The 19,959-nt window shown below is 73.2% G+C and carries 14 protein-coding genes; 6 read left to right on the top strand and 8 right to left on the bottom strand.

Translation table 11 applies throughout. From position 1 onward, the window contains the following. Window position 1 precedes the first annotated feature (1 nt). Window positions 2-463, bottom strand: a complete 462-nt coding sequence (locus tag Q6350_RS07780; RefSeq protein ID WP_305065893.1) for a ribose-5-phosphate isomerase — start codon at window positions 461-463, stop codon at window positions 2-4. A 74-nt stretch (window positions 464-537) separates the two neighbouring features. Between Q6350_RS07780 and Q6350_RS07775 the strand changes: the two genes are divergently transcribed. Further along, entirely contained in the window at window positions 538-2,550 is a 2,013-nt protein-coding gene (locus Q6350_RS07775; protein WP_304607300.1) for a M13 family metallopeptidase, read from the top strand. Between the two features lie 90 nt (window positions 2,551-2,640). Here the strand turns inward: Q6350_RS07775 and Q6350_RS07770 are convergent, their stop codons facing one another. After that, window positions 2,641-3,372, bottom strand: a complete 732-nt coding sequence (locus Q6350_RS07770) for a hypothetical protein (protein WP_304603576.1) — start codon at window positions 3,370-3,372, stop codon at window positions 2,641-2,643. A 522-nt stretch (window positions 3,373-3,894) separates the two neighbouring features. Here Q6350_RS07770 and pepN point away from each other — a divergent pair. Beyond that, window positions 3,895-6,468 carry an aminopeptidase N gene (gene pepN / locus Q6350_RS07765; protein ID WP_305065892.1) on the top strand — a complete coding sequence of 858 codons (2,574 nt, stop codon included), beginning with the start codon at window positions 3,895-3,897 and terminating at the stop codon, window positions 6,466-6,468. Window positions 6,469-6,710: 242 nt separating this feature from the next. Here pepN and malQ read toward each other — a convergent pair whose 3' ends face one another. After that, on the bottom strand, window positions 6,711-8,885 hold the full coding sequence (gene malQ, locus Q6350_RS07760; RefSeq protein WP_304607297.1) for a 4-alpha-glucanotransferase: 2,175 nt from the start codon (window positions 8,883-8,885) through the stop codon (window positions 6,711-6,713). 137 nt (window positions 8,886-9,022) lie between these two features. On the opposite strand from malQ, the gene Q6350_RS07755 reads away from it, so the two are divergent. After that, complete coding sequence (locus Q6350_RS07755; RefSeq protein ID WP_304603573.1) at window positions 9,023-10,036, top strand: mechanosensitive ion channel family protein; 1,014 nt, start codon at window positions 9,023-9,025, stop codon at window positions 10,034-10,036. 75 nt (window positions 10,037-10,111) lie between these two features. Here the strand turns inward: Q6350_RS07755 and Q6350_RS07750 are convergent, their stop codons facing one another. Beyond that, a complete protein-coding gene (locus Q6350_RS07750) occupies window positions 10,112-10,351 on the bottom strand; it encodes a glucose PTS transporter subunit EIIB (protein WP_171247583.1) in 240 nt (79 codons plus the stop codon). A 126-nt stretch (window positions 10,352-10,477) separates the two neighbouring features. Between Q6350_RS07750 and Q6350_RS07745 the strand changes: the two genes are divergently transcribed. The 3 genes from Q6350_RS07745 (at window position 10,478) to Q6350_RS07735 (ending at window position 13,646) form a co-directional block, all read left to right on the top strand. Then, the gene (locus Q6350_RS07745; RefSeq protein ID WP_171247582.1) at window positions 10,478-10,861 is read left to right on the top strand and encodes a globin; all 384 of its coding nucleotides are present in this window, start codon (window positions 10,478-10,480) and stop codon (window positions 10,859-10,861) included. A gap of 205 nt (window positions 10,862-11,066) precedes the next feature. Continuing rightward, window positions 11,067-11,963, top strand: coding sequence for an acyl-CoA thioesterase II (locus Q6350_RS07740; RefSeq protein WP_171247580.1), 897 nt, complete (start codon window positions 11,067-11,069; stop codon window positions 11,961-11,963). 69 nt (window positions 11,964-12,032) lie between these two features. Beyond that, window positions 12,033-13,646 carry an SDR family oxidoreductase gene (locus tag Q6350_RS07735; RefSeq protein ID WP_305065891.1) on the top strand — a complete coding sequence of 538 codons (1,614 nt, stop codon included), beginning with the start codon at window positions 12,033-12,035 and terminating at the stop codon, window positions 13,644-13,646. A 100-nt stretch (window positions 13,647-13,746) separates the two neighbouring features. On the opposite strand, the gene Q6350_RS07730 is transcribed toward Q6350_RS07735, so the two are convergent. The 4 genes from Q6350_RS07730 to ettA form a co-directional block, all read right to left on the bottom strand. After that, entirely contained in the window at window positions 13,747-14,244 is a 498-nt protein-coding gene (locus Q6350_RS07730) for a thioesterase family protein (protein WP_304607294.1), read from the bottom strand. A 37-nt stretch (window positions 14,245-14,281) separates the two neighbouring features. Further along, the gene (locus Q6350_RS07725) at window positions 14,282-15,958 is read right to left on the bottom strand and encodes a GTPase (RefSeq protein ID WP_305065890.1); all 1,677 of its coding nucleotides are present in this window, start codon (window positions 15,956-15,958) and stop codon (window positions 14,282-14,284) included. Beyond that, window positions 15,955-18,018, bottom strand: a complete 2,064-nt coding sequence (locus tag Q6350_RS07720; RefSeq protein WP_305065889.1) for a dynamin family protein — start codon at window positions 18,016-18,018, stop codon at window positions 15,955-15,957. The genes Q6350_RS07725 and Q6350_RS07720 overlap by 4 nt, the downstream gene beginning before the upstream one ends. A gap of 184 nt (window positions 18,019-18,202) precedes the next feature. Then, window positions 18,203-19,885 (bottom strand): energy-dependent translational throttle protein EttA, encoded by a 1,683-nt coding sequence (gene ettA / locus Q6350_RS07715; RefSeq protein ID WP_304603567.1) that lies wholly within the window; start codon window positions 19,883-19,885, stop codon window positions 18,203-18,205. Window positions 19,886-19,959 lie beyond the last annotated feature (74 nt).

Here is a 19,959-nt window from a genome sequence, read left to right as displayed (position 1 = left end):
GTCAGGACGCGGTCGGCCGGGCGGCCTCGTAGGCGGCGAGCTGGTCGATCCGGCGCTGGTGGCGGGCGTCGCCGGAGAACGGCTCCGCGACGAACGCCTCGACCAGCCCGGTCGCCTCGTCGAGGGAGTGCATGCGACCGCCGACGGCGACGACGTTGGCGTCGTTGTGCTGTCGGCCCAGACGTGCCGTCTCCGTCGACCAGGCGAGCACCGCGCGCACGCCCGGCACCTTGTTCGCGGCGATCTGCTCCCCGTTGCCGGACCCGCCGATGACGATGCCGAGCGACCCCGGCTCGGCGACGACGGCCTCACCGGCCGCGAAGCAGAACGCGGGGTAGTCGTCCTGCGCGTCGTAGGTGTGTGCCCCGTGGTCGACGACGTCGTGCCCGGCGGCGCGCAGGTGCTCGACGAGGTGGGACTTGAGCTCGAATCCGGCGTGATCGGCGGCGATGTGCAGACGCATGGCCCCATTGTCCACGACGAGGGCCACGGAGGACGCCGCGTCTCGCCGCCCGGGCGGCCGCGTAGTGTGGCGACATGACGACCGACGCGACCGGGCTGAGGTCCGGCATCGACACCGCTGCACTCGACGAGAACGTCCGGCCCCAGGACGACCTGTTCCGCCACGTGAACGGGCGCTGGCTCGCCTCGCACGAGATCCCGGCCGACCGCGCCATGGACGGCGCGTTCCGGGAGCTGCACGACCAGGCCGAGGACCAGGTCCGCGACATCATCACGGACGCCGGCGAGGCCGTGCGGTCCGGGACCGCCACCGGACCCCAGAAGCAGATCGGCGCGCTGTACGCCGGCTTCATGGACACCGAGCGCATCGAGGAGCTCGGCACGACCCCGATCGTCCAGGAGCTCGCCGCCGTCCGCGACGCCACCGACCGCGAGGGCCTCACCCGGGTCCTGGGCGCCCTGCAGCGCACCGGGGGCGGCGGGGCCGTCGCCTTCGGCGTGGACAACGACGCCAAGGACCCCGAGCGGTACGTGACGATCATGGTCCAGGGCGGCCTCGGCCTGCCCGACGAGGCGTACTACCGCGAGGACCAGTACGAGCCGGTCCGGGCCGCGTACACCCCGCACGTGGCGCGGATGCTCGCGATCGCCGGCGTCGGCACCGACGACTGGGGCGTCAGCCCGCAGGAGGCCGCCGAGCGCGTGGTCGCCCTGGAGACCCGGCTCGCCACGCACCACTGGGACGTCGTCCGCGACCGTGACGCGACGCTCACCTACAACCCCATGTCCTTCGCCGACCTGGTCGAGTCGGCCCCCGGGTTCGACTGGGCGGCCTGGGCCGACGCGCTCGGCGCCCCCGCCGGGGCGATGGACGCCCTGGTCGTGCGCGAGCCGTCGTTCGTCACCGGCCTGGCCGAGCTGTGGTCGAGCCTCCCGCTGCAGGACTGGCAGCTCTGGGCGGCGTACCACCTGGTCACCGCCCGGGCCCCGTACCTCAGCGACGACATCGTCCAGGCGAACTTCGACTTCTACGGCAAGGTCCTCTCCGGCGCCGAACAGGTGCGCGAGCGCTGGAAGCGTGGCGTGAGCCTCGTGCAGGGCGCCCTCGGCGAGGCCGTCGGCCAGGAGTACGTGGCCCGGCACTTCCCGCCGGAGCACAAGGAGCGCATGGACGTCCTGGTCGAGCACCTCATCGCCGCGTACCGCGAGTCGATCGAGAACCTCGACTGGATGACCGAGGAGACCAAGCAGCGTGCACTGACCAAGCTGGCGAAGTTCACCCCGAAGGTCGGCTACCCGGTCAAGTGGCGCGACTACAGCGGCCTGGAGCTGTCCGCGGACGACCTCGTCGGCAACGTGCGTCGGGCCCACGCCTTCGAGCAGGACTACGAGCTGGGCAAGATCGGCAAGCCGCTGGACCGCGACGAGTGGTTCATGACGCCGCAGACCGTCAACGCCTACTTCAACCCGGGGATGAACGAGATCGTCTTCCCCGCCGCGATCCTGCACCCGCCGTTCTTCGACCCGGAGGCCGACGACGCCGTGAACTACGGCGGCATCGGTGCGGTCATCGGGCACGAGATCGGCCACGGGTTCGACGACCAGGGTTCGAAGTACGACGGCGACGGCCGCCTCGAGGACTGGTGGACCGAGACCGACCGCACCGAGTTCGAGAAGCGCACGAAGGACCTCGTCGCCCAGTACGACCAGTTCCGCCCGGCCCAGCTCGGCGAGGACGGCCCGACCGTCAACGGCTCGCTCACCATCGGCGAGAACATCGGCGACCTGGGTGGCCTGTCCATCGCGATCAAGGCGTACCGGATCGCACTGGGCGGCTCGCTCGACGACGCCCCCGTCATCGACGGCTACACGGGCCTGCAGCGGGTGTTCCTGTCCTGGGCGCAGGTGTGGCAGGCCAAGGGCCGCGACGCCGAGGTGGAGCGCCGCCTGGCCACCGACCCGCACTCCCCCAACGAGTTCCGCTGCAACGGGGTGGTGCGCAACGTCGACGAGTTCTACCGCGCCTTCGACGTCACGGCGGACGACGCGCTCTTCCTGCCCCCGCAGGAGCGCGTCAGCATCTGGTGACGGCCACCGGCTGACCACCGCGGCGGACACACGGACGCCCCGGACCCTCGAGGGTCCGGGGCGTCCGTCGTCGTGCCGGAGAGCTACCGGTCAGAACGTCCCGACGCCGGCCCGGGCCAGGGAGAACCCGTTGCCGCTGGGATCGTGCTGGCAGTACATGCCGTCGGTCTCGCTGGTGCAGGTGAAGTCGCCCTCGGTGCGGGACTCGCCGTAGGGCAGCTGCTCCATGTTCTTCGGCGCCTTCTTGGGCTTCTCCCCCTTGGCCAGGCACGGCAGCGAGACCTCGCCGCCGCCGGTCAGCGTGACGGCGTACCCGCTCGTCCCGTCGCAGTCCTCCACCGGGACGGGCTGCTGGTCCCGCTCGGCCAGACCGCAGGTGACCTGGTCGGCGTAGACCTCGCAGGTGATGTTGCGCGACGGCGAGGCGAACTCGGTCACCAGCTCGCCCGGCCCGGAGTCGGCGTCCTGCTCGGCACCGCCCTGACCGTCGCCGTCGCCGTTCGCAGCGCCCTCGCCGGCGGCCTCCGCGGTGCCCTCGGCCTGGGTGTCGGGGAGGTCCGACCCGCCCAGCGCGCCCACCGCGAACACGAGGGCGACGACGAGGAGGACGGCGTCCAGCGCGATGAACGCGATCCAGCCGGCGCTGAGCCGACGGCCCCGCCCGCCGACGGACGGCTGCTGCGTCGTCCCGGACGGCGGGGTGCCGCCGCCGGGTGCGGCCGACGGCTGCTGGTAGGCGTACTGCTGCGGCGTGTAGCCGTACCCGTACTGCTGCGGAGGCATCCCCGCGGGAACCCGCGACGGGGCCTGCTGCGGGGGCACGGGAGCCGAACCTGCCACCGGGGCGGTCGCGTTCCACGCGGTCGTCTGCGCGGCGTGCGGGGACGGGGACGCGGGCGAGGCCGTGGACGGCGAGGACGCCCCCGGGGCCGGGGGCACGGGGGCGTGCGGACGGGTCGCCTGCTCGTCCGGTGTCGCCGTCGTCTCCCGCCGACCGGCGCCGCGCGGCGCGAACGACGGCGGCGCCGCCGGGGCGGCGGAGGCCCGTCGGGGCGCCGCGGCGGGCGAGGACGCGCCACCGGGCTCCTGGGGACCAGGGCCGGGCGGCGGGGGTGGCGGCACCGTGCCGGACATCAGTTCTCCCTCCCGCGCCGGTCGGTGCCGACGCGTCACATGCATCGAGCAGGATGTCACGAGCGCGTGTCGGGGGTCGAACCCTTCCCCCGGACACCGGCTGAAACCTCGCGAATCCGTTCGGTCGGGCACCCAGGAAGTGGCATGATCGTCGGCGTGCCGCGACGACCTCGCGACACGCCGCCACGACCACCATGCGAGGGAGCACCCGTGCCCGGAGAGAACCTGACCCGTGCCGAGGCGATCGCCCGTGCCGACGTCGTCACCGCCGTCGAGTCCTACGCGATCGACCTGGACCTGACCACCGGACCCGACACGTTCGCGTCGACCACCGTCATCCGGTTCTCGGCCACCGAGGGTGCGGGCACGTTCCTCGACCTCGTCGCCCCGCGGGTGCACGAGATCGTGCTGAACGGCCGGTCGCTCGACGTCGACGCGGTGTTCACCGACTCGCGGATCGCCCTCGACGGCCTGGCCGCCGAGAACGAGGTGCGCGTCGTCGCCGACTGCGCCTACATGAACACCGGCGAGGGCCTGCACCGGTTCGTCGACCCGGTCGACGACGAGGTCTACCTGTACACCCAGTTCGAGGTCCCCGACGCGCGCCGCGTGTTCGCCACCTTCGAGCAGCCCGACCTCAAGGCACCCTTCCAGCTGTCGGTGACCGCACCCGCCCGCTGGCAGGTCGTCGCCAACCAGCCGACCCCCGAGCCGACCCCGGCCACGCACGCGACCGACACCGGCGTCGAGGCGGCCCGCTGGGAGTTCGGGCCGACCCCGCGCATCTCCACCTACCTCGTGGCGCTCGTCGCGGGCCCCTACGCCGTCGAGCGCGGCGAGGCGACGTCGTCGGACGGCCGCGTGGTCCCGCTCGGCGTCTACTGCCGCGCCTCGCTCTCCGAGCACCTGGACGCCGAGGCGATCATGGAGACCACCCGGCAGGGCTTCGGCTTCTACGAGGAGACGTTCGGCGTCGCCTACCCGTTCGACAAGTACGACCAGCTGTTCGTGCCCGAGTACAACATGGGCGCGATGGAGAACCCGGGCTGCGTCACCTTCACCGAGTCCTACGTGTTCCGCTCCCAGGTCACCGACGCGATCCGCGAGCGCCGCGTCGTGACGATCCTGCACGAGCTGGCGCACATGTGGTTCGGCGACCTCGTCACCATGAAGTGGTGGAACGACCTGTGGCTGAACGAGTCGTTCGCCGAGTACGCCTCCACCCTCGCCACCGCCGAGTCCACCGAGTGGGAGGCGGCGTGGACCACGTTCAACGCCATGGAGAAGACGTGGGCCTACCGCCAGGACCAGCTGCCGTCGACGCACCCGATCGTGGCGCCGATCAACGACCTGGAGGACGTCCAGGTCAACTTCGACGGCATCACCTACGCCAAGGGCGCGTCGGTGCTCAAGCAGCTCGTGGCGTGGGTCGGCCGTGACGAGTTCGTCGCGGGTGTCTCGGCCTACTTCCGCAAGCACGCCTGGGGCAACACCGAGCTGCGGGACCTGCTGGTCGAGCTCGAGGCAACCAGCGGCCGCGACCTGTCCGCATGGTCGCAGGCCTGGCTGGAGACCGCCGGGGTCAACACCCTGCGCCCGGCGATCGAGCTGGACGCGCACGGACGCATCACCTCGTTCGTCATCGAGCAGTCGGCGCACGAGGACTACCCGACGATCCGTCCGCACCGGCTCGGGATCGGCTTCTACGACTTCGACACCGCCGGGAACGTGGTGCGGACGCGGTCGGTCCAGGTGGACGTCGACGGCGAGCGGACCGAGGTGCCCGAGCTCATCGAGCTCGACCGGCCGGCCCTGGTGCTGATCAACGACGACGACCTGGCCTACGCCAAGGTGCGGCTGGACGACGCCTCGCTGACCTTCGCGGTCGAGAACCTGTCGCGGATCGCCGACCCGCTGGCCCGCTCGCTGGTGTGGAGCTCGGTGTGGGACGCGGTGCGCGACGGCGAGACGCCGGCCTCGGCGTACGTCGACCTGGTGCTGGGCAACATCGCCGCCGAGACCGAGTCGACGACGGTGCGGACGACCCTGGCGCAGCTCGGCCTGGCCACCCGCACGTACGTGGCGCCGGAGCGGCGTGCCGCGACGCTCCAGCGGGTCGGCGACACCCTGTGGGCCCTCGCCCAGAAGGCCTCGCCCGGCTCCGACCTGCAGCTGCAGCTCGTGAAGTACTTCTCGGCGCTGGCGTCCACCGAGGACCACGTCGAACCGCTGCGCGGCCTGCTGGACGGGTCGGTCGTCCTCGAGGGGCTGTCGGTGGACACCGACCTGCGCTGGGAGCTGCTGCAGGGACTGGTGCTGCTCGGCGCCGCCGACGAGGCGGAGATCGACACCGCTCAGGCCGCGGACGACACCGCGACCGGTCGTCAGGCCGCGGCCCGGGCCCGTGCGACGATCCCGACGACCGCCGGCAAGGAGCGCGCCTTCGCCTCCGTGGTCGACGACTCGGACGCACCGAACGCGATCATCCGCGCCACGGCCTCCGGGTTCGTGCACGTGACGGACCCGGCGGTGCTGGAGCCGTTCGCACAGCGCTACGTCGACGCCCTGCTGCCGATCTGGGACAGCCGCAGCTACCACATCGCCGAGGAGCTCGTGGAAGGTCTCTACCCGGCCCCGCTGGCCTCGGTCGAGCTGCGGGACACCGTCCGCGGCTGGCTCGAGACGCACCCCGACGCACCGGCGGCGCTGCGGCGCATGGTCGTCGAGGGGCTCGCCGGCACCGAGCGGGCCCTGGCCGCGCAGGCGGTCGACGCCGCCTCCTGACACCCCTCCGTGGAGGAGGACGCGGGCTCGGCCGGATCGCTCCGGCCGGGCCCGCGTCCGTCACAGCGAGTCAGCGCGATTCCTCGCGAGTCAGCACGTCGAGGGCCGAGTCAGGACGCCGCGGCCGAGGCCCACGTCCGCACCCTCGCCGGTCTGACTCGTCGGGAACCGTCCTGACTCGCCGCCCGCGGCGCTGACCTGCGGGAGCCGGTGCTGACTCGCGACAGGCGGTGCCGACCTGCCTAGCGGGCGGAGGCCACCGCGGCGAAGAGCGAGCGGAGCCGGGCGTTGTCGAACAGGTCCTCGACCAGCACGTTGTTGCCCGCCGAGTCGCCGAGCGGCACCTTCCAGTTCGGGTACTCGGTGTCCGTGCCAGGCTGGTTCTGCGAGCGCCGCTCCCCCACGGCGTCGACGAGCTGGACCCCGACCAGCGCGGCGCGTGACCGGCGCAGGTACCGGTGCAGCCCCTCGACGACCTCTCGCTCGGACGGCGAGTCCCCGACCAGTCCGCGCTGGGACAGGGCCACCACGGCCGCCTGCCGTTCCGCCCGCGCCTGCGCCCGCAGGACCTGGGGGTCCTCCGTGAGCAGGCCGAGCCGGTCGCGCAGGTCGACGTGCTCCCCGGCGAGGTACCCGGCCGTGGGCGGCATGTCGTGCGTGCCGACGGTGGCGAAGGTCAGGTGCCGGTAGTCCTCCGGAGGGGTGGGCCGCCCGTCGGACTTCTCGAACCAGAAGACCGAGGTGCCCAGCACCCCGCGCGAGGCGAGGTAGTCACGGACCCACGGTTCGAACACGCCCAGGTCCTCGCCGATGACGACGGCGCCGGCCCGGTGGGCCTCGAGGCAGAGGATCCCGACCAGGGCGTCGTGGTCGTAGCGCACGTAGGTGCCCTCGGTCGGGCGCATGCCGTCCGGCACCCAGAACAGCCGGAACAGGCCGAGGACGTGGTCGACGCGCAGGGCGCCGGCGTGCCGCAGCGCCGTGCGCAGCATGTCCCGGTACGGGGCGTAGCCGGCCTTGGCGAGCATCCGCGGGTTCCACGGCGGCTGGGACCAGTTCTGCCCCTGCTGGTTGTACATGTCGGGCGGGGCGCCGACACCCACGCCTCGCGCCAGCACGTCGCCGAGGGCCCAGACGTCCGCGCCGTCCGGGTGCACACCCACGGCGAGGTCGTGCATGATCCCGAGCCGCATCCCGGCCTCGAGGGCGGTGCGCTGCGCGGCGTGCTTCTGCTCGTCGAAGACCCACTGCAGCCAGCAGTAGAAGTCGATGCGCTCGGCCAGCCGCTCGCGGGCCGCCGCCACGGCCGGTGACGCCGGGTCGCGCAGCTCGTCGGGCCACGGGGCGCCGGCCAGCTCCTCGGTCAGGGCGCACCACGTGGCGAAGTCCTGCAGCCCCTGCCCCTGCGAGGCGACGAACGCCTCGTAGGCGGCCTGCCGGGCCGCCCGGCGGGGGGCGGTGTGCACGACCTCGAGGGCTGCCTTCTTCGCCTCCCAGACCGCGTCCCGGTCCAGCGCGCCGGCGTCCGTGTCCAGGTCGCGCACCGGGTCGGCGGCCCACTCCACGAGCGACCGGTCCGCCGCGGAGAGGTAGGCGGTCTCGAGGATGTCCTCGACCCGGACGTAGATCGGGTTGCCGAACCGGCGCGACGTCGGCAGGTACGGCGACGGCGTCATGGGGACGGTGGGTTCGGCCGCAGACAGGGGGTTCACCGCGACGAAGTCGGCGCCGGCCTGGTGCGCCGTCAGCCAGGCCAGGTCGGCCAGGTCCGCCAGGTCGCCCATGCCCCACGAGGTGCGGGACCGGACGGAGTACAGCTGGGCGAGGACACCCCAGGCCTGGTGCCGCTCCAGGTCGTCGCCCAGCTCGAGCCGGGCGGGGGTGACCACCAGCGTGGCGGACCACTCCTGCCCCTCGGTCAGGGCGTGCAGGGTGTGCCAGCCGAGCGGCAGGCCGTCCGGCACGGCGAAGGTCGCGCGCCCGACCGGGCGGCCGTCGACCTCACGCGGCGGGACGAAGACGTCACGCTGCTCCAGGTCCCGGCGACGTCGCAGCTCGTGCGGGCGGGCCTCGGGCTCGGCCCCGTCGAGCTCGACCCAGACGTGCACGGACGCGCCGTCGCTGACGTGCACGGCGACGTCGCGCGGCTCGCCCTGGCGCACCACGACGGTCGGGGGCAGCACCGCGCGCCACTCCTCGTCGCGGGCCCGGCGCAGGCTCTGGGACACCTCCTGGCGCGTCGTCGCGGCGATACCCAGCGCGGTCAGCACCGCCACGAGGGTGGCGTCGGAGACGTGGGCGACGCCACCGCCGAACTGGTGGTACTCGGTGAGCACACCGTGCGCCGCGGCGAGCTCGTGCAGCTCGCTGGGCGCATCGTCGTCGGAAACGGCCGAGGTCTGGTCGTCGAGGCTCACACGACGATCCTGCCACCATCGGCCCGGCCAGGCCGACACCGCGCGCCGGTCGAGGCGCTTCCGCCCAGGTCGGCCGACCCGTCTGGCCGCCGGGACGGCCTACCGAGCCGCGTCGGCAGGACGTTACCGTGTCCTGCGTGCGTGATGAATCCGTGATCTTGTCCCTGTCGTCCGACACCACCCCGGCACCCGAGCCCAGCACCTCCGAGGGGGTGCTGGAACTGACCCAGGAGGCCGGTAGCTCCTTCTGGGAGTGGTTCACCGGCTGGCCGCTGCAGGTCGTCCTCATCCTGCTGGTCGGCACGATCGTGCTGGTGGCGCTGCGCCGCGTCATCCGGCACACCGCCGAGCGCATCGCGACCGGCGGCGACAAGGCCCCCGCCGCCTCGCAGCGCGACGCGAAGAGCTGGTTCGGCTCCCCGCTCGTCGAGGACGCCGTGACCGTGGCGAACCCGCTGTCCAACGCACGGCGCGCCCAGCGTGCCCGCACCGTGGGATCGGTGCTCACCTCCACGGCGAACATCGTCGTCGGCGTCGTGGTGCTGCTCAGCGTGCTGTCGACGGTCGGCTTCGAGGTGGGACCGCTGCTGGCCTCCGCCGGTGTGGTCGGTGTCGCCATCGGTTTCGGCGCCCAGTCGCTGGTGCGCGACTTCATCTCCGGCATCTTCATCCTCATCGAGGACCAGTACGGCGTGGGCGACTGGGTGGACCTCGGTTCCGGCGCCGAGGGCGAGGTCGAGGAGGTCCAGCTGCGGACGACCAAGCTGCGCGCGCTGGACGGCACGCAGTGGTGGGTGCGCAACGGCGAGATCCTGCGCGCGGGCAACCGCACGCAGCGCTGGTCGCGCGCGCTGGCCGAGGTGCACGTGCCGGTGGACGCCGACGTCGACGGGGTGCGTGCGGCGCTCGGCCGGGCCGGCGACACCGTCGCGCGCAGCGAGGAGCTGGGTCACGAGCTCCTCGAGCAGCCGTCGGTGCGCAGCGGCGTGGACTCGGTGTCGGACTTCTCGATGTCCTTCACGATCATGGCGCAGACGCGGCCCGGCGCCCAGTGGACCGTGTCCCGTGCGCTGCTGCGGGCCGCGCAGGACGAGCTGCACACGATGGGCGCGGTGCGCGGTGAGCGCGTCGACGCCCCCGACAAGGCCTGATCGCAGACTGCTGCGGGCGGGTCCGGACGTCGCGACGACGCCGCGCCGGACCCGTCCGCCGGGGTCGCCGTGCCGTCAGGCCGAGGCGAGCCGTCCGTCGAGCTCGGCCGCGAGGTTGTCGGCCTCCGGGCCGACGATGACCTGGATGATCCGGCCGGACCGCACGACGCCGAACGCCCCGGACTCCTTGAGCGCCGGCTCGTCGACCTTCCCCGGGTCAGACACCTGGACGCGCAGCCGCGTGATGCACGGCTCGAGCTCGACCACGTTCGTGGTCCCGCCGAGTGCTGCGAGGATGTTCTCCGCCTTGCTCATTCGGTCTCTCCCCAAGGTGTCGTCGGATTGCGCCGTTGCAGTTCCGTGATCAGCCTAACCCCTCGCCGCCTCCGACGGTGACCTCGGCCACGGTGGGACGGCCCCGTCGTCTGGGAAGATGTGCGCGTGACGACCCCCACCTTCTACGACGACGTCGGCGGACACGAGACGTTCGTCCGGCTCGTCGACGTGTTCTACGAGGGCGTGGCGACCGACGAGGTGCTCCGCCCGATGTACCCCGAGGAAGACCTGGGCCCCGCGAAGGAACGTCTGACGATGTTCCTCGAGCAGTACTGGGGCGGGCCGACGACGTACAGCCAGCAGCGGGGACACCCCCGGCTGCGGATGCGCCACGCGCCGTTCAAGGTGAACCCCGACGCCCGGGACCGCTGGCTGGCGCACATGCGCACCGCCGTCGAGTCCCTGGACCTGGCCCCGGCCCAGGAGTCCCAGCTGTGGGACTACCTGGAGCGCGCGGCGTTCAGTCTCATCAACACCTTCGAGGAATGATGCGGAGCGAGGCGAGGGTGGGCCCGAGGAACGAGGGCCCGTCCCGACCCGAGCACAGCAGCATTCCGAGCAACCAGCACCAGGAATGATGCGGAGCGAGGCGAGGGTGGGCCCGAGGAACGAGGGCCCGTCCCGACCCGAGCACAGCAGCATTCCGAGCAACCAGCACCACCCCGCCCCGACGACCCGAGGAATGTGAACGAGCGTGAGCGACGCCCCCCACGGCCCCCTGGACCGGCTCCTGGCCGCCCTCGACCTGCGCGAGATCGAGGGCTGGGGCCCACGTGGCGAGGAGGACGTCTGGCGGGGTGAGTCCGTGCCCGGTCCCGGGCGCCGGGTCTACGGAGGACAGGTCCTGTCCCAGGCGCTGCTGGCCTGCGGCCGCACGGTGGAGGACGACCGGCTGCCGCATTCCCTGCACGCCTACTTCCTGCGGGAGGGGGCGCTGGACTCGCCGATCGACTTCGCCGTCGAGCGGCTGCGCGACGGCCGGTCCTTCAGCGCGCGCCGGACGCACGCCATCCAGGCGGGCCGACCGATCCTGTCACTGACGGCGTCGTTCCAGGTGGACCAGCCCGGCTACGAGACGCAGGCCGCCATGCCAGCCGACGTCCCGCCGCCGGAGGAGGTGACCTCGGCGTTCGAGGCCCTGCGCGGCATCGACCACCCGGCGGCGCGGTACTGGGCGTTCGACTCGGCCTTCGAGCTCGCGCACATCGGGGGCGCGCTCTACGTGGGGCCCGCCGACGACCCCCGACCGGAGCAGATGGTCTGGATGCGAGCACGGCACGCGATCGACTCGGACGACCTGCTGCTGCACCGGGCACTGCTGGCGTACGGCTGCGACCAGGTCATGCTGGAGCCGGTCCTGCGGGCCGCCGGCAAGTCCTGGGCGGACGTCGGCGGCACCGTGCCGATGGCGTCGCTGGACCACGCGATGTGGTTCCACCGGGACGCCCGGGCCGACGAGTGGCTGCTGTACGTCCAGGAGTCGCCGGGGGCGCAGGGCGGTCGCGGCCTGGGCCTGGCCCGCGTCTACGACCGCGCGGGCGCCCTGGTGGCCACGATCGCCCAGGAGGGCATGGTCCGCCTGCCCGCCTGATCCTCACCGCGTCGCAGCCGGCGCAGCGTTCAGGCTGTGCCCGAGGCGTTCGGGCGGCAGACTGACGAGGTGCGAACCGACGACTCCCCTGCCCCGGACCCGGTGACGGCCGCGGTCCCGACCGCCACCCCCGCCACCGTCGCCGTCACCGGCGTGACCGGTTACGTCGGTGGACGGCTGGTGCCCGAGCTCCTCGAGGCCGGGTACACGGTCCGCGCCCTGACGCGGAACCCCGACCGGCTCGCGGGCCGCCGCTGGGCCGACGACGTCGAGGCGGTGCGCGTGGACGTCTCCGACCTGGATGCGACGCGGCAGGCGCTCGACGGCGTCGACGTCGCCTACTACCTGGTGCACTCCCTCGGGACCGGGCGCACCTTCGAGGTGCGTGACCGCCGCAACGCCCTGACGTTCGCGCGCGCCGCCCGGGAGGCGGGCGTCGGGCGGATCGTCTACCTCGGCGGTCTCTACCCGGACGTGCCCGAGGGTGAGCTGTCGCCGCACCTGTCCTCCCGCAAGGAGGTCGAGGAGATCCTGCTCGCCTCCGGGGTGCCGACGACGGTGCTGCGGGCCGCGGTGATCCTCGGCTCCGGGTCGGCGTCGTTCGAGATGATGCGCTACCTGACCGAACGACTGCCCGCGATGACGACGCCCCGCTGGGTGGACAACCGCATCCAGCCGATCGCGATCCGCGACGTGCTGCGCTACCTGGTCGGTGCGGCCGCGATGCCCGCCGACGTCTCCCGCGGCTTCGACATCGGCGGCCCGGAGATCGTCACCTACCGGGAGATGATGCAGCGCTACGCCGAGGTGGCGGGTCTCCCCCGGCGCCTCATCGTCGGCGTCCCGGTGCTGACACCGCGGCTGTCGAGCCACTGGGTCGGGGTCGTGACGCCGGTGCCGTCCGGGATCGCGCGACCCCTGGTCGAGTCGCTGCAGCACGAGGTCGTGTGCCTCGAGGACGACATCCGCGAGTACGTCCCCGATCCGCCCCACGGACGACTGGACGTCACGCGCGCCCTCGAGCTGGCCCTGACGCGCATCCACGACGGCGAGGTGACGACCCGGTGGACGTCGGCCTCGGTCCCGGGTGCGCCGTCGGACCCGTTGCCGACGGACCCCGACTGGGCGGGCGGGTCGCTCTACGTCGACGAGCGCAGCACGGTCGTCGAGGCGCCGAGCGAGGTGCTGTGGCAGGTCATCGAGGAGATCGGCGGCCAGGACGGGTGGTACTCGTGGTCGCTGGCCTGGAGGATGCGGGGCCTGCTGGACCGGATCGTCGGCGGGCCGGGACTGCGGCGCGGCCGCCGCGACGAGCGCCGCCTGCGGGTCGACGACGCGCTCGACTTCTGGCGGGTCGAGGCGCTGGAACCGGGACGTCGGCTGCTGCTGCGGGCGGAGATGCGGCTGCCCGGCCTGGCCTGGCTGGAGCTCCGGGTCGACGAGTCGGCTGCCGAGATGACCGACGAGGACACGACGGGACCAGCTCCCGAGGAGGCCGACGGACCGCACCGGACGTACTTCGCTCAGCGGGCGCTGTTCTACCCCCACGGCCTGCTCGGCCAGGCGTACTGGTGGTCCGTGGCCCCGTTCCACGGGATCGTGTTCGGCGGCATGCAGCGCAACGTCGCCCGGGCTGCCGAGCAGCGGGCCGCGAAGCAGCACGACGCCGACTCGGGCGCCTGAGCGCTCCGCGAGCGCCGGCCCGCCGCGTTGTGGGTATGAAATCTGCAGCTCCGGACAGGTCCAGAGCTGCAGATTTCATGCCCACAACGGGTGGGGTGGGTCAGCGGCGCCGGCGGAACTCGATCGGGTCCTCCGCGAACCGCTCGAAGACGGACCGCTCCTCGGGCGTGATCCGCCGCGGCCGACCCGAGGCGGCGTCGATCACCACGATCGTCGTCGTGGCCCGGGTGTAGGGCTCCAGCCCCGACGCGGGACCCGTCCGCGGGAAGCCGCCGTGCGCCCCGTCGTACACCTCGTAGCAGACCTCGAGGGACGCGCCCCCGATCGCACCGATCCACATCTCCACGCGGACGGGGTCGCGCGTGAATCCCAGCGGACGCAGGTAGTCGGCCTGCTGGCCGGCCACCAGGGTGTGCGAGGTCGCGTGCGGACCCGTGGCCAGGACCGCTGTCGGCCACGGGTCCTCGGCCTCCGGGTGCCGCCAGAACGCGGTGATCCGCGCGTCCTCGAGCAGCCGGAGCATCGCGACGTTGTTGACGTGCTGGTAGGCGTCGAGGTCCGACCAGCGCAGCGAGACGGGGACGTGCAGACGAGTCATGGCGGCATCGTCGCACGCCGACGGCCGGCGGCCGTCCTCAGGCGGCGGCGACCGCCGCCGCCTCCCGGCACGTCGCCAGCGCCTCCATCTCGGCCGCCACCGGGCGGCGGACCTCGGCCTCGGCGACCTCGCTCACCGCGGCCCGGAGCCGCCGCCGGACCCGACCGGCGCGCCGTCGGGCACCCAGGGCGCCCGCCCCGCGGGAGAGGAGGGCGAGCAGCAGGCCGGCCACGATCCCTCCGAGGGCCAGGGCCGTGGGCCACGGCAGCTCGAAGGTTCCGCCGCCCCGGTCCGTGAGGTCCACGGTCAGGTCCGGCACGAGCAGCGGCGGCAGCTGGAAGTACGACAGCACGGCCGCGAGTCCGAGCCAGCCGAGCCCCACCACCGCCGCGGCGAGCAGCAGCCACTGCAGCACCCCGACGACCCGCCACCACAGGGGACGACGTTCCTCCTCGAGACGCGTGCCCGCGACGGCCTGGTCCAGGGCGTCGGGCAGGCGGTCGATCGCCGTCGACCCGCGGTCCCGGGCGGCCAGCACCCAGGCGTCCGGCGCCCCGTCGGTGACGTGGTCGATGTAGGAACGCACCGCGGTCGCCGTGGCCGCCCGCACGCTCGGCCGGGTCTGCGGCAGGGACGTGCGCGCGAGATCCGGACGGTCGACGGGAACGCGCAGGTCGTCGCGTCGCAGTCCGAGCCGACGCAGGGGGTCGTGGCGAGTCCGTCCGATCCAGCGGGTGACCGGCCAGCCGGTGGCCAGCCGCGCGTCCCGACGCGCCGACCTCCGCACCGCCTCGACCACGGTCGTCGCCCCGGCCGCGTCCTCGAGAGCGTCCACGAGCGCGCCCTGGGCACGGTCGGCGGCCCGGGCCGGCGGTGCCTGCCCGCTCTCGTCGAGGACCCGTCCGGCCACGGCTCGCACGTCGGCGGTCAGCCGGGCGGTGGACGCCTCGCGACGACGCGCCGCCTCGGCCAGCAGACCGCGCAGCGCGTCGATCCCCTGCCCGGTGCGGGCCGACACCGGCAGCACCCGGGCACCACCCAGACCGTCGGCGGCCACCAGACGACGCAGGTCCGCGAGGAGAGCGTCCGTCTCCGCCGACGACAACCGGTCGACCTGGTTCAGCGCGATCACGACCACCTCGGACCGCCCCGCCAACGGGCGCAGGTATCGCTCGTGCAGCGCGGCGTCGGCGTACTTCTGCGGGTCGACGACCCACACCAGCAGGTCGGCCCGTTCCACGAGACGCTCGGCACGCACGCGGTGCTCGACCACCACCGAGTCGTGGTCGGGCAGGTCGAGCAGCACGAGACCCGTCGAGATGCCGGCCGGCCGGGTGCGACGCAGCACGCCGGTCGCCGGTGCCTGTCCTTCGACGGGCTCCATCTCGTGCCGACGCGGCACGTCCAGCCAGTCCAGCAGCTCGTCGGCGCCCTCACCCCAGACCGCGGCGAGCGCGTGCGCCGTCGTGGGCCGCTGGACGCCAGGCTCGGCGACGTCGGCGCCGGCGACGGCGTTGAGCACGCTCGACTTGCCGGACCCGGTGGCTCCGGCGAGCGCCGCGACGGTGTGCTCGGCGCTCAGCCCGCCGCGTTCGCGGGCACGCTCGACCACGCCGCGCGCCGAGTCCGCCAGCTCGCGGTCCAGCCGCCCCTGCCCGGCCTCGACGGCACGGTCGAGCGCCGCGGTCCGGGTCGACAGGTCGGGGGCCTTCATGCACGGTCCTTCCGTCGCCAGCGCTTCCAGAACGGTCTGCGGGGTTCCTCCCCGGACGCCGTGGCGCCCGTGTCCCGCCCGGCGAGCGTCCCCGGCACGCGGGGGACCCCGTCGGGACCGGTCGGGGGGCGGAACGTCCCGGCACCCCGCAGCAGGCCTCCGCTCCAGGGCCGGGTGAGCCCGTCGGCCGGGCGCTCGCGCCCCGAACGTTCCGTCCGGGCCGCCTCGGCGACGTCCTGCGCCGCGTCCCGGAGGCGCCGTCCGTCGGCCCGGTCGGCGCCGAGGGCGTCGAGCTGGGCGGTGTAGCGGGCCGCCTGCCCGCGCAGCACGGTGTCCACGCGAGCGGTGAGCCGTTCCTTGGCCTGCGCCGCCAGGCGCCGCACCGCGTCGTCGCCGAACACCGCCTCGAGGAGCTTCTGCGCGGCCACGGCCGTGCCGCCGGCGATCCCGATCTCCAGGCCGGTCAGGCCGGCGGTCGAGGCGAAGACGAGCACCATGAGGCTCACGCCGAGGGCGTTGACACCGAAGGACAGCACCCGGGCGGTTCCCCGGCGCCCCTCCCCCTGCTCGCGCACCAGGGCCAGGACGTCGCCCTGCCAGCCGCGGATGGCCTCGGCAACCTCGGCGCGCAGGTTCGGGGCGGTGCGGGACAGCTCGAGGCCGTCGAGCAGGGCGGAGCCGGCGACGTCGTCGCGCCAGTCCGCGTAGGTGCGTTCGGCAGCCTGCTCGGCACCGTCGAGGAGCACGGACTCCAGGCCGTGGGCGATGGCCTGCTCGACGTGCGGCGCCTCCTTGGGCCGGCCCCGGAAGAACCGGCCGAGGGCGTCGCGGACCTTGCCGACACCGGCCTCGAGCGACCGGAAGAACTCGCCGGTGCCGATGAAGTCCTGCCACCGGGCGAGGACCTCCCCGCGCAGCAGGGCGCCGTCGGACGTGGCGGCCTCCACCTGGCGCAGCGCCTCACGGTGGTGCCGCTCGACGGCGCCGCGCAGTCGGGCGTCGGCCGCCTGCTGGGCGTCGGCGGCGTCGGCCAGGGCGTTGGTGCGGCGCACGAGGTCGTCCACCACGCCGTCGCGGGTGGCGGTGATGACGCGGGCGCGCGAGTCCGGGTCCCCGCCGACGCCGGACAGCCAGGTCGCCAGCTCGCTCACGGCGGACTCGGGCAGCAGCCCGTCGATCATCCGCTCCTCGCCGACGGCACCGGTCTCGGGCACGACGAACAGCGACGCCTCGCCCAGGCCGTGCTCGGTCATGAGGCGCCGCAGGTCGGCGGCGACCTCCTCCGTCCCCGGGTCGACACGGTCGAGCACGAGGGCGACCTGCGCCCGGCGCGACGCGGCGGCGGTCAGCAGCTCCCAGGGGACGGCGTCCGCGTACCGCGCCGCGGTGGTGACGAACAGCCACAGGTCGGCCGCGCCGAGGAGCTGGCCGGCGAGCTCGCGGTTGGCCTCCTCGACGGAGTCGACGTCCGGGGCGTCGAGCAGAGCCAGCCCCTGGGGCAGGTTGGCGCTGGGCACCAGGCGCAAGGTCCGGGTTCGCGCCCCGGCCCCGTCGTGGTCCGGGGACGCCTCGGTCGACCCGCCGTGCGTCGCGACGCGTGCGAGCCCGGGCAGCACGCGGTCGGCACCGAACCAGCGCGCGTCCAGAGGATGGTGGACGAGCACCGGTGACCGGGTGGTGGGTCGCAGCACGCCGGGTGTCGTGACCTGTTCGCCGAGCAGGGAGTTGACCAGGGTGGACTTGCCCGCGCCGGTCGACCCGCCGACGACGGCGAGCAGGGGTGCGCGCTCGGCCCGGAGCCGGGGCAGCAGGTAGTCGTCGAGCTGGTCCGTGGCCCGGGCCAGGTCCTCGCGGGCGTGGGCGGCCCCGGGGACCTCCAGGGGGAGCCGCAGCGCGCCGAGCCGGGCGCGCAGCCCCTCGAGCGCGTCGACGAGGGCGGCGGTGGTCGCGTCCGAGGTCAGCGCCGAGCTCGCCGAGACCGGCTGCTCGGCGGGTGCGGTGGTGTCCTCGGGGGTCGACGACGGCTCGGCGGGTTCCTCCTGCGGGCCGGTCTGCGTCATGTGCCCAGTCTGCACACTCCGGACGTTCGGTGCAGGGACGTCCCGGTGTCCGTGTCGTCCCCTGCTGCGGCCCACCGGGTGACGATGCTGGTCAGGAGCGCCGTCGCTGCTCCGTGACCCGGAGCACGGCGAAGCCCGTGACCCGACGTCGTCGAGGTCACGGGCTTCGCCCGCGAGGGGAGGATCAGTCGCGGGTCAGGCGACGGTAGGTCACGCGGTGCGGCCGGGCCGCCTCGGCGCCGAGCCGCTCGACCTTGTTCTCCTCGTAGGAGGCGAAGTTGCCCTCGAACCAGTACCAGTTCGCGGGGTTCTCCTCGGTGCCCTCGTAGGCCAGGATGTGCGTGGCCACGCGGTCGAGGAACCAGCGGTCGTGGGACACGACGACGGCGCAGCCGGGGAACTCGAGCAGCGCGTTCTCCAGCGAGCCGAGGGTCTCGACGTCCAGGTCGTTGGTGGGCTCGTCGAGCAGCAGCAGGTTGCCGCCCTGCTTGAGGGTCAGCGCCAGGTTCAGACGGTTGCGCTCACCACCGGAGAGCACCCCGGCCGGCTTCTGCTGGTCGGCACCCTTGAAGCCGAAGGAGGCCACGTAGGCGCGCGAGGGGATCTCGACGTTGCCGACCTGGATGAAGTCGAGACCGTCCGAGACGACCTCCCACAGGGACTTGTCCGGGTCGATACCGCCGCGGGACTGGTCGACGTAGGAGATCTTGACCGTCTCGCCGACCTTGAGGTCGCCGCCGTCGAGGGGCTCCATGCCGACGATCGTCTTGAACAGCGTCGTCTTGCCGACACCGTTCGGCCCGATGACGCCGACGATGCCGTTGCGCGGCAGCGTGAAGCTCAGGCCGTCGATGAGCTGGCGGTCGCCGAAGCCCTTCTGCAGGTTCTCGGCCTCGAGCACCACGTTGCCCAGCCGCGGACCGGCCGGGATCTGGATCTCCTCGAAGTCGAGCTTCTTGGTGCGCTCCGCCTCGGCGGCCATCTCCTCGTAGCGGGCCAGACGCGCCTTGGACTTGGTCTGCCGACCCTTGGCGTTCTGCCGCACCCAGTCGAGCTCGTCCTTGAGGCGCTTGGACAGCTTGGCGTCCTTCTTGCCCTGGACCTTGAGGCGCTCCTGCTTCTTCTCCAGGTAGGTGGAGTAGTTGCCCTCGTAGGGGTAGAGGCGGCCGCGGTCGACCTCGCAGATCCACTCGGCGACGTGGTCGAGGAAGTAGCGGTCGTGGGTGACCGCCAGGACGGCGCCCGGGTAGGTGGCCAGGTGCTGCTCCAGCCAGAGGACGGACTCGGCGTCCAGGTGGTTGGTGGGCTCGTCCAGCAGCAGCAGGTCCGGCTTCTCGAGCAGCAGCTTGCACAGCGCCACGCGGCGGCGCTCACCACCGGAGAGCACCGACACCTCGGCGTCCGGCGGGGGGCAGCGCAGCGCGTCCATCGCCTGCTCGAGCTGGCTGTCGAGGTCCCAGGCGTCGGCGGCGTCGATGGCCTCCTGGAGCTCACCCATCTCGGACATCAGGGCGTCGAAGTCCGCGTCGGGCTCGGCCATGAGAGCGGAGATCTCGTTGAACCGGTCGACCTTCGCCTTGATCGGGCCCACGCCCTCCTCGACGTTCCCGAGGACGGTCTTGGACTCGTTGAGCGGAGGCTCCTGCTGCAGGATGCCGACCGTGTAGCCCGGGGAGAGGCGCGCCTCGCCGTTGGAGGGCTGGTCGAGCCCGGCCATGATCTTGAGGATCGTCGACTTCCCGGCGCCGTTCGGGCCGACGACGCCGATCTTGGCGCCGGGCAGGAAGTTCAGCGACACGTCGTCGAGGATGACCTTGTCGCCGTGCGCCTTGCGCGCCTTGTACATGGAGTAGATGAACTCAGCCACTGGCTTGCTTCCACCGTTCGATCGCGCTTCGTCTGGGGTTCCGGCAGACACGCCGCCTCGCGGCGTGCGGCCGG

The organism is Isoptericola sp. b515 (genome assembly GCF_030588125.1).
GTDB classification, from domain to species: Bacteria; Actinomycetota; Actinomycetes; order Actinomycetales; family Cellulomonadaceae; genus Isoptericola; species Isoptericola sediminis.
The sequence above is the reverse complement of the archived record's forward strand: the minus strand, read 5'-3'. Positions and strand labels throughout refer to the sequence as shown.

Excerpts from the sequence above, each read along its gene's own strand:
- Q6350_RS07730 (WP_304607294.1), bottom strand. The coding sequence starts at position 14,244 with ATGACTCGTCTGCACGTCCCCGTCTCGCTGCGCTGGTCGGACCTCGAC.
- Q6350_RS07775 (WP_304607300.1), top strand. The coding sequence starts at position 538 with ATGACGACCGACGCGACCGGGCTGAGGTCCGGCATCGACACCGCTGCA.
- Q6350_RS07750 (WP_171247583.1), bottom strand. The coding sequence starts at position 10,351 with ATGAGCAAGGCGGAGAACATCCTCGCAGCACTCGGCGGGACCACGAAC.
- Q6350_RS07720 (WP_305065889.1), bottom strand. The coding sequence starts at position 18,018 with ATGACGCAGACCGGCCCGCAGGAGGAACCCGCCGAGCCGTCGTCGACC.
- Q6350_RS07780 (WP_305065893.1), bottom strand. The coding sequence starts at position 463 with ATGCGTCTGCACATCGCCGCCGATCACGCCGGATTCGAGCTCAAGTCC.
- Q6350_RS07725 (WP_305065890.1), bottom strand. The coding sequence starts at position 15,958 with ATGAAGGCCCCCGACCTGTCGACCCGGACCGCGGCGCTCGACCGTGCC.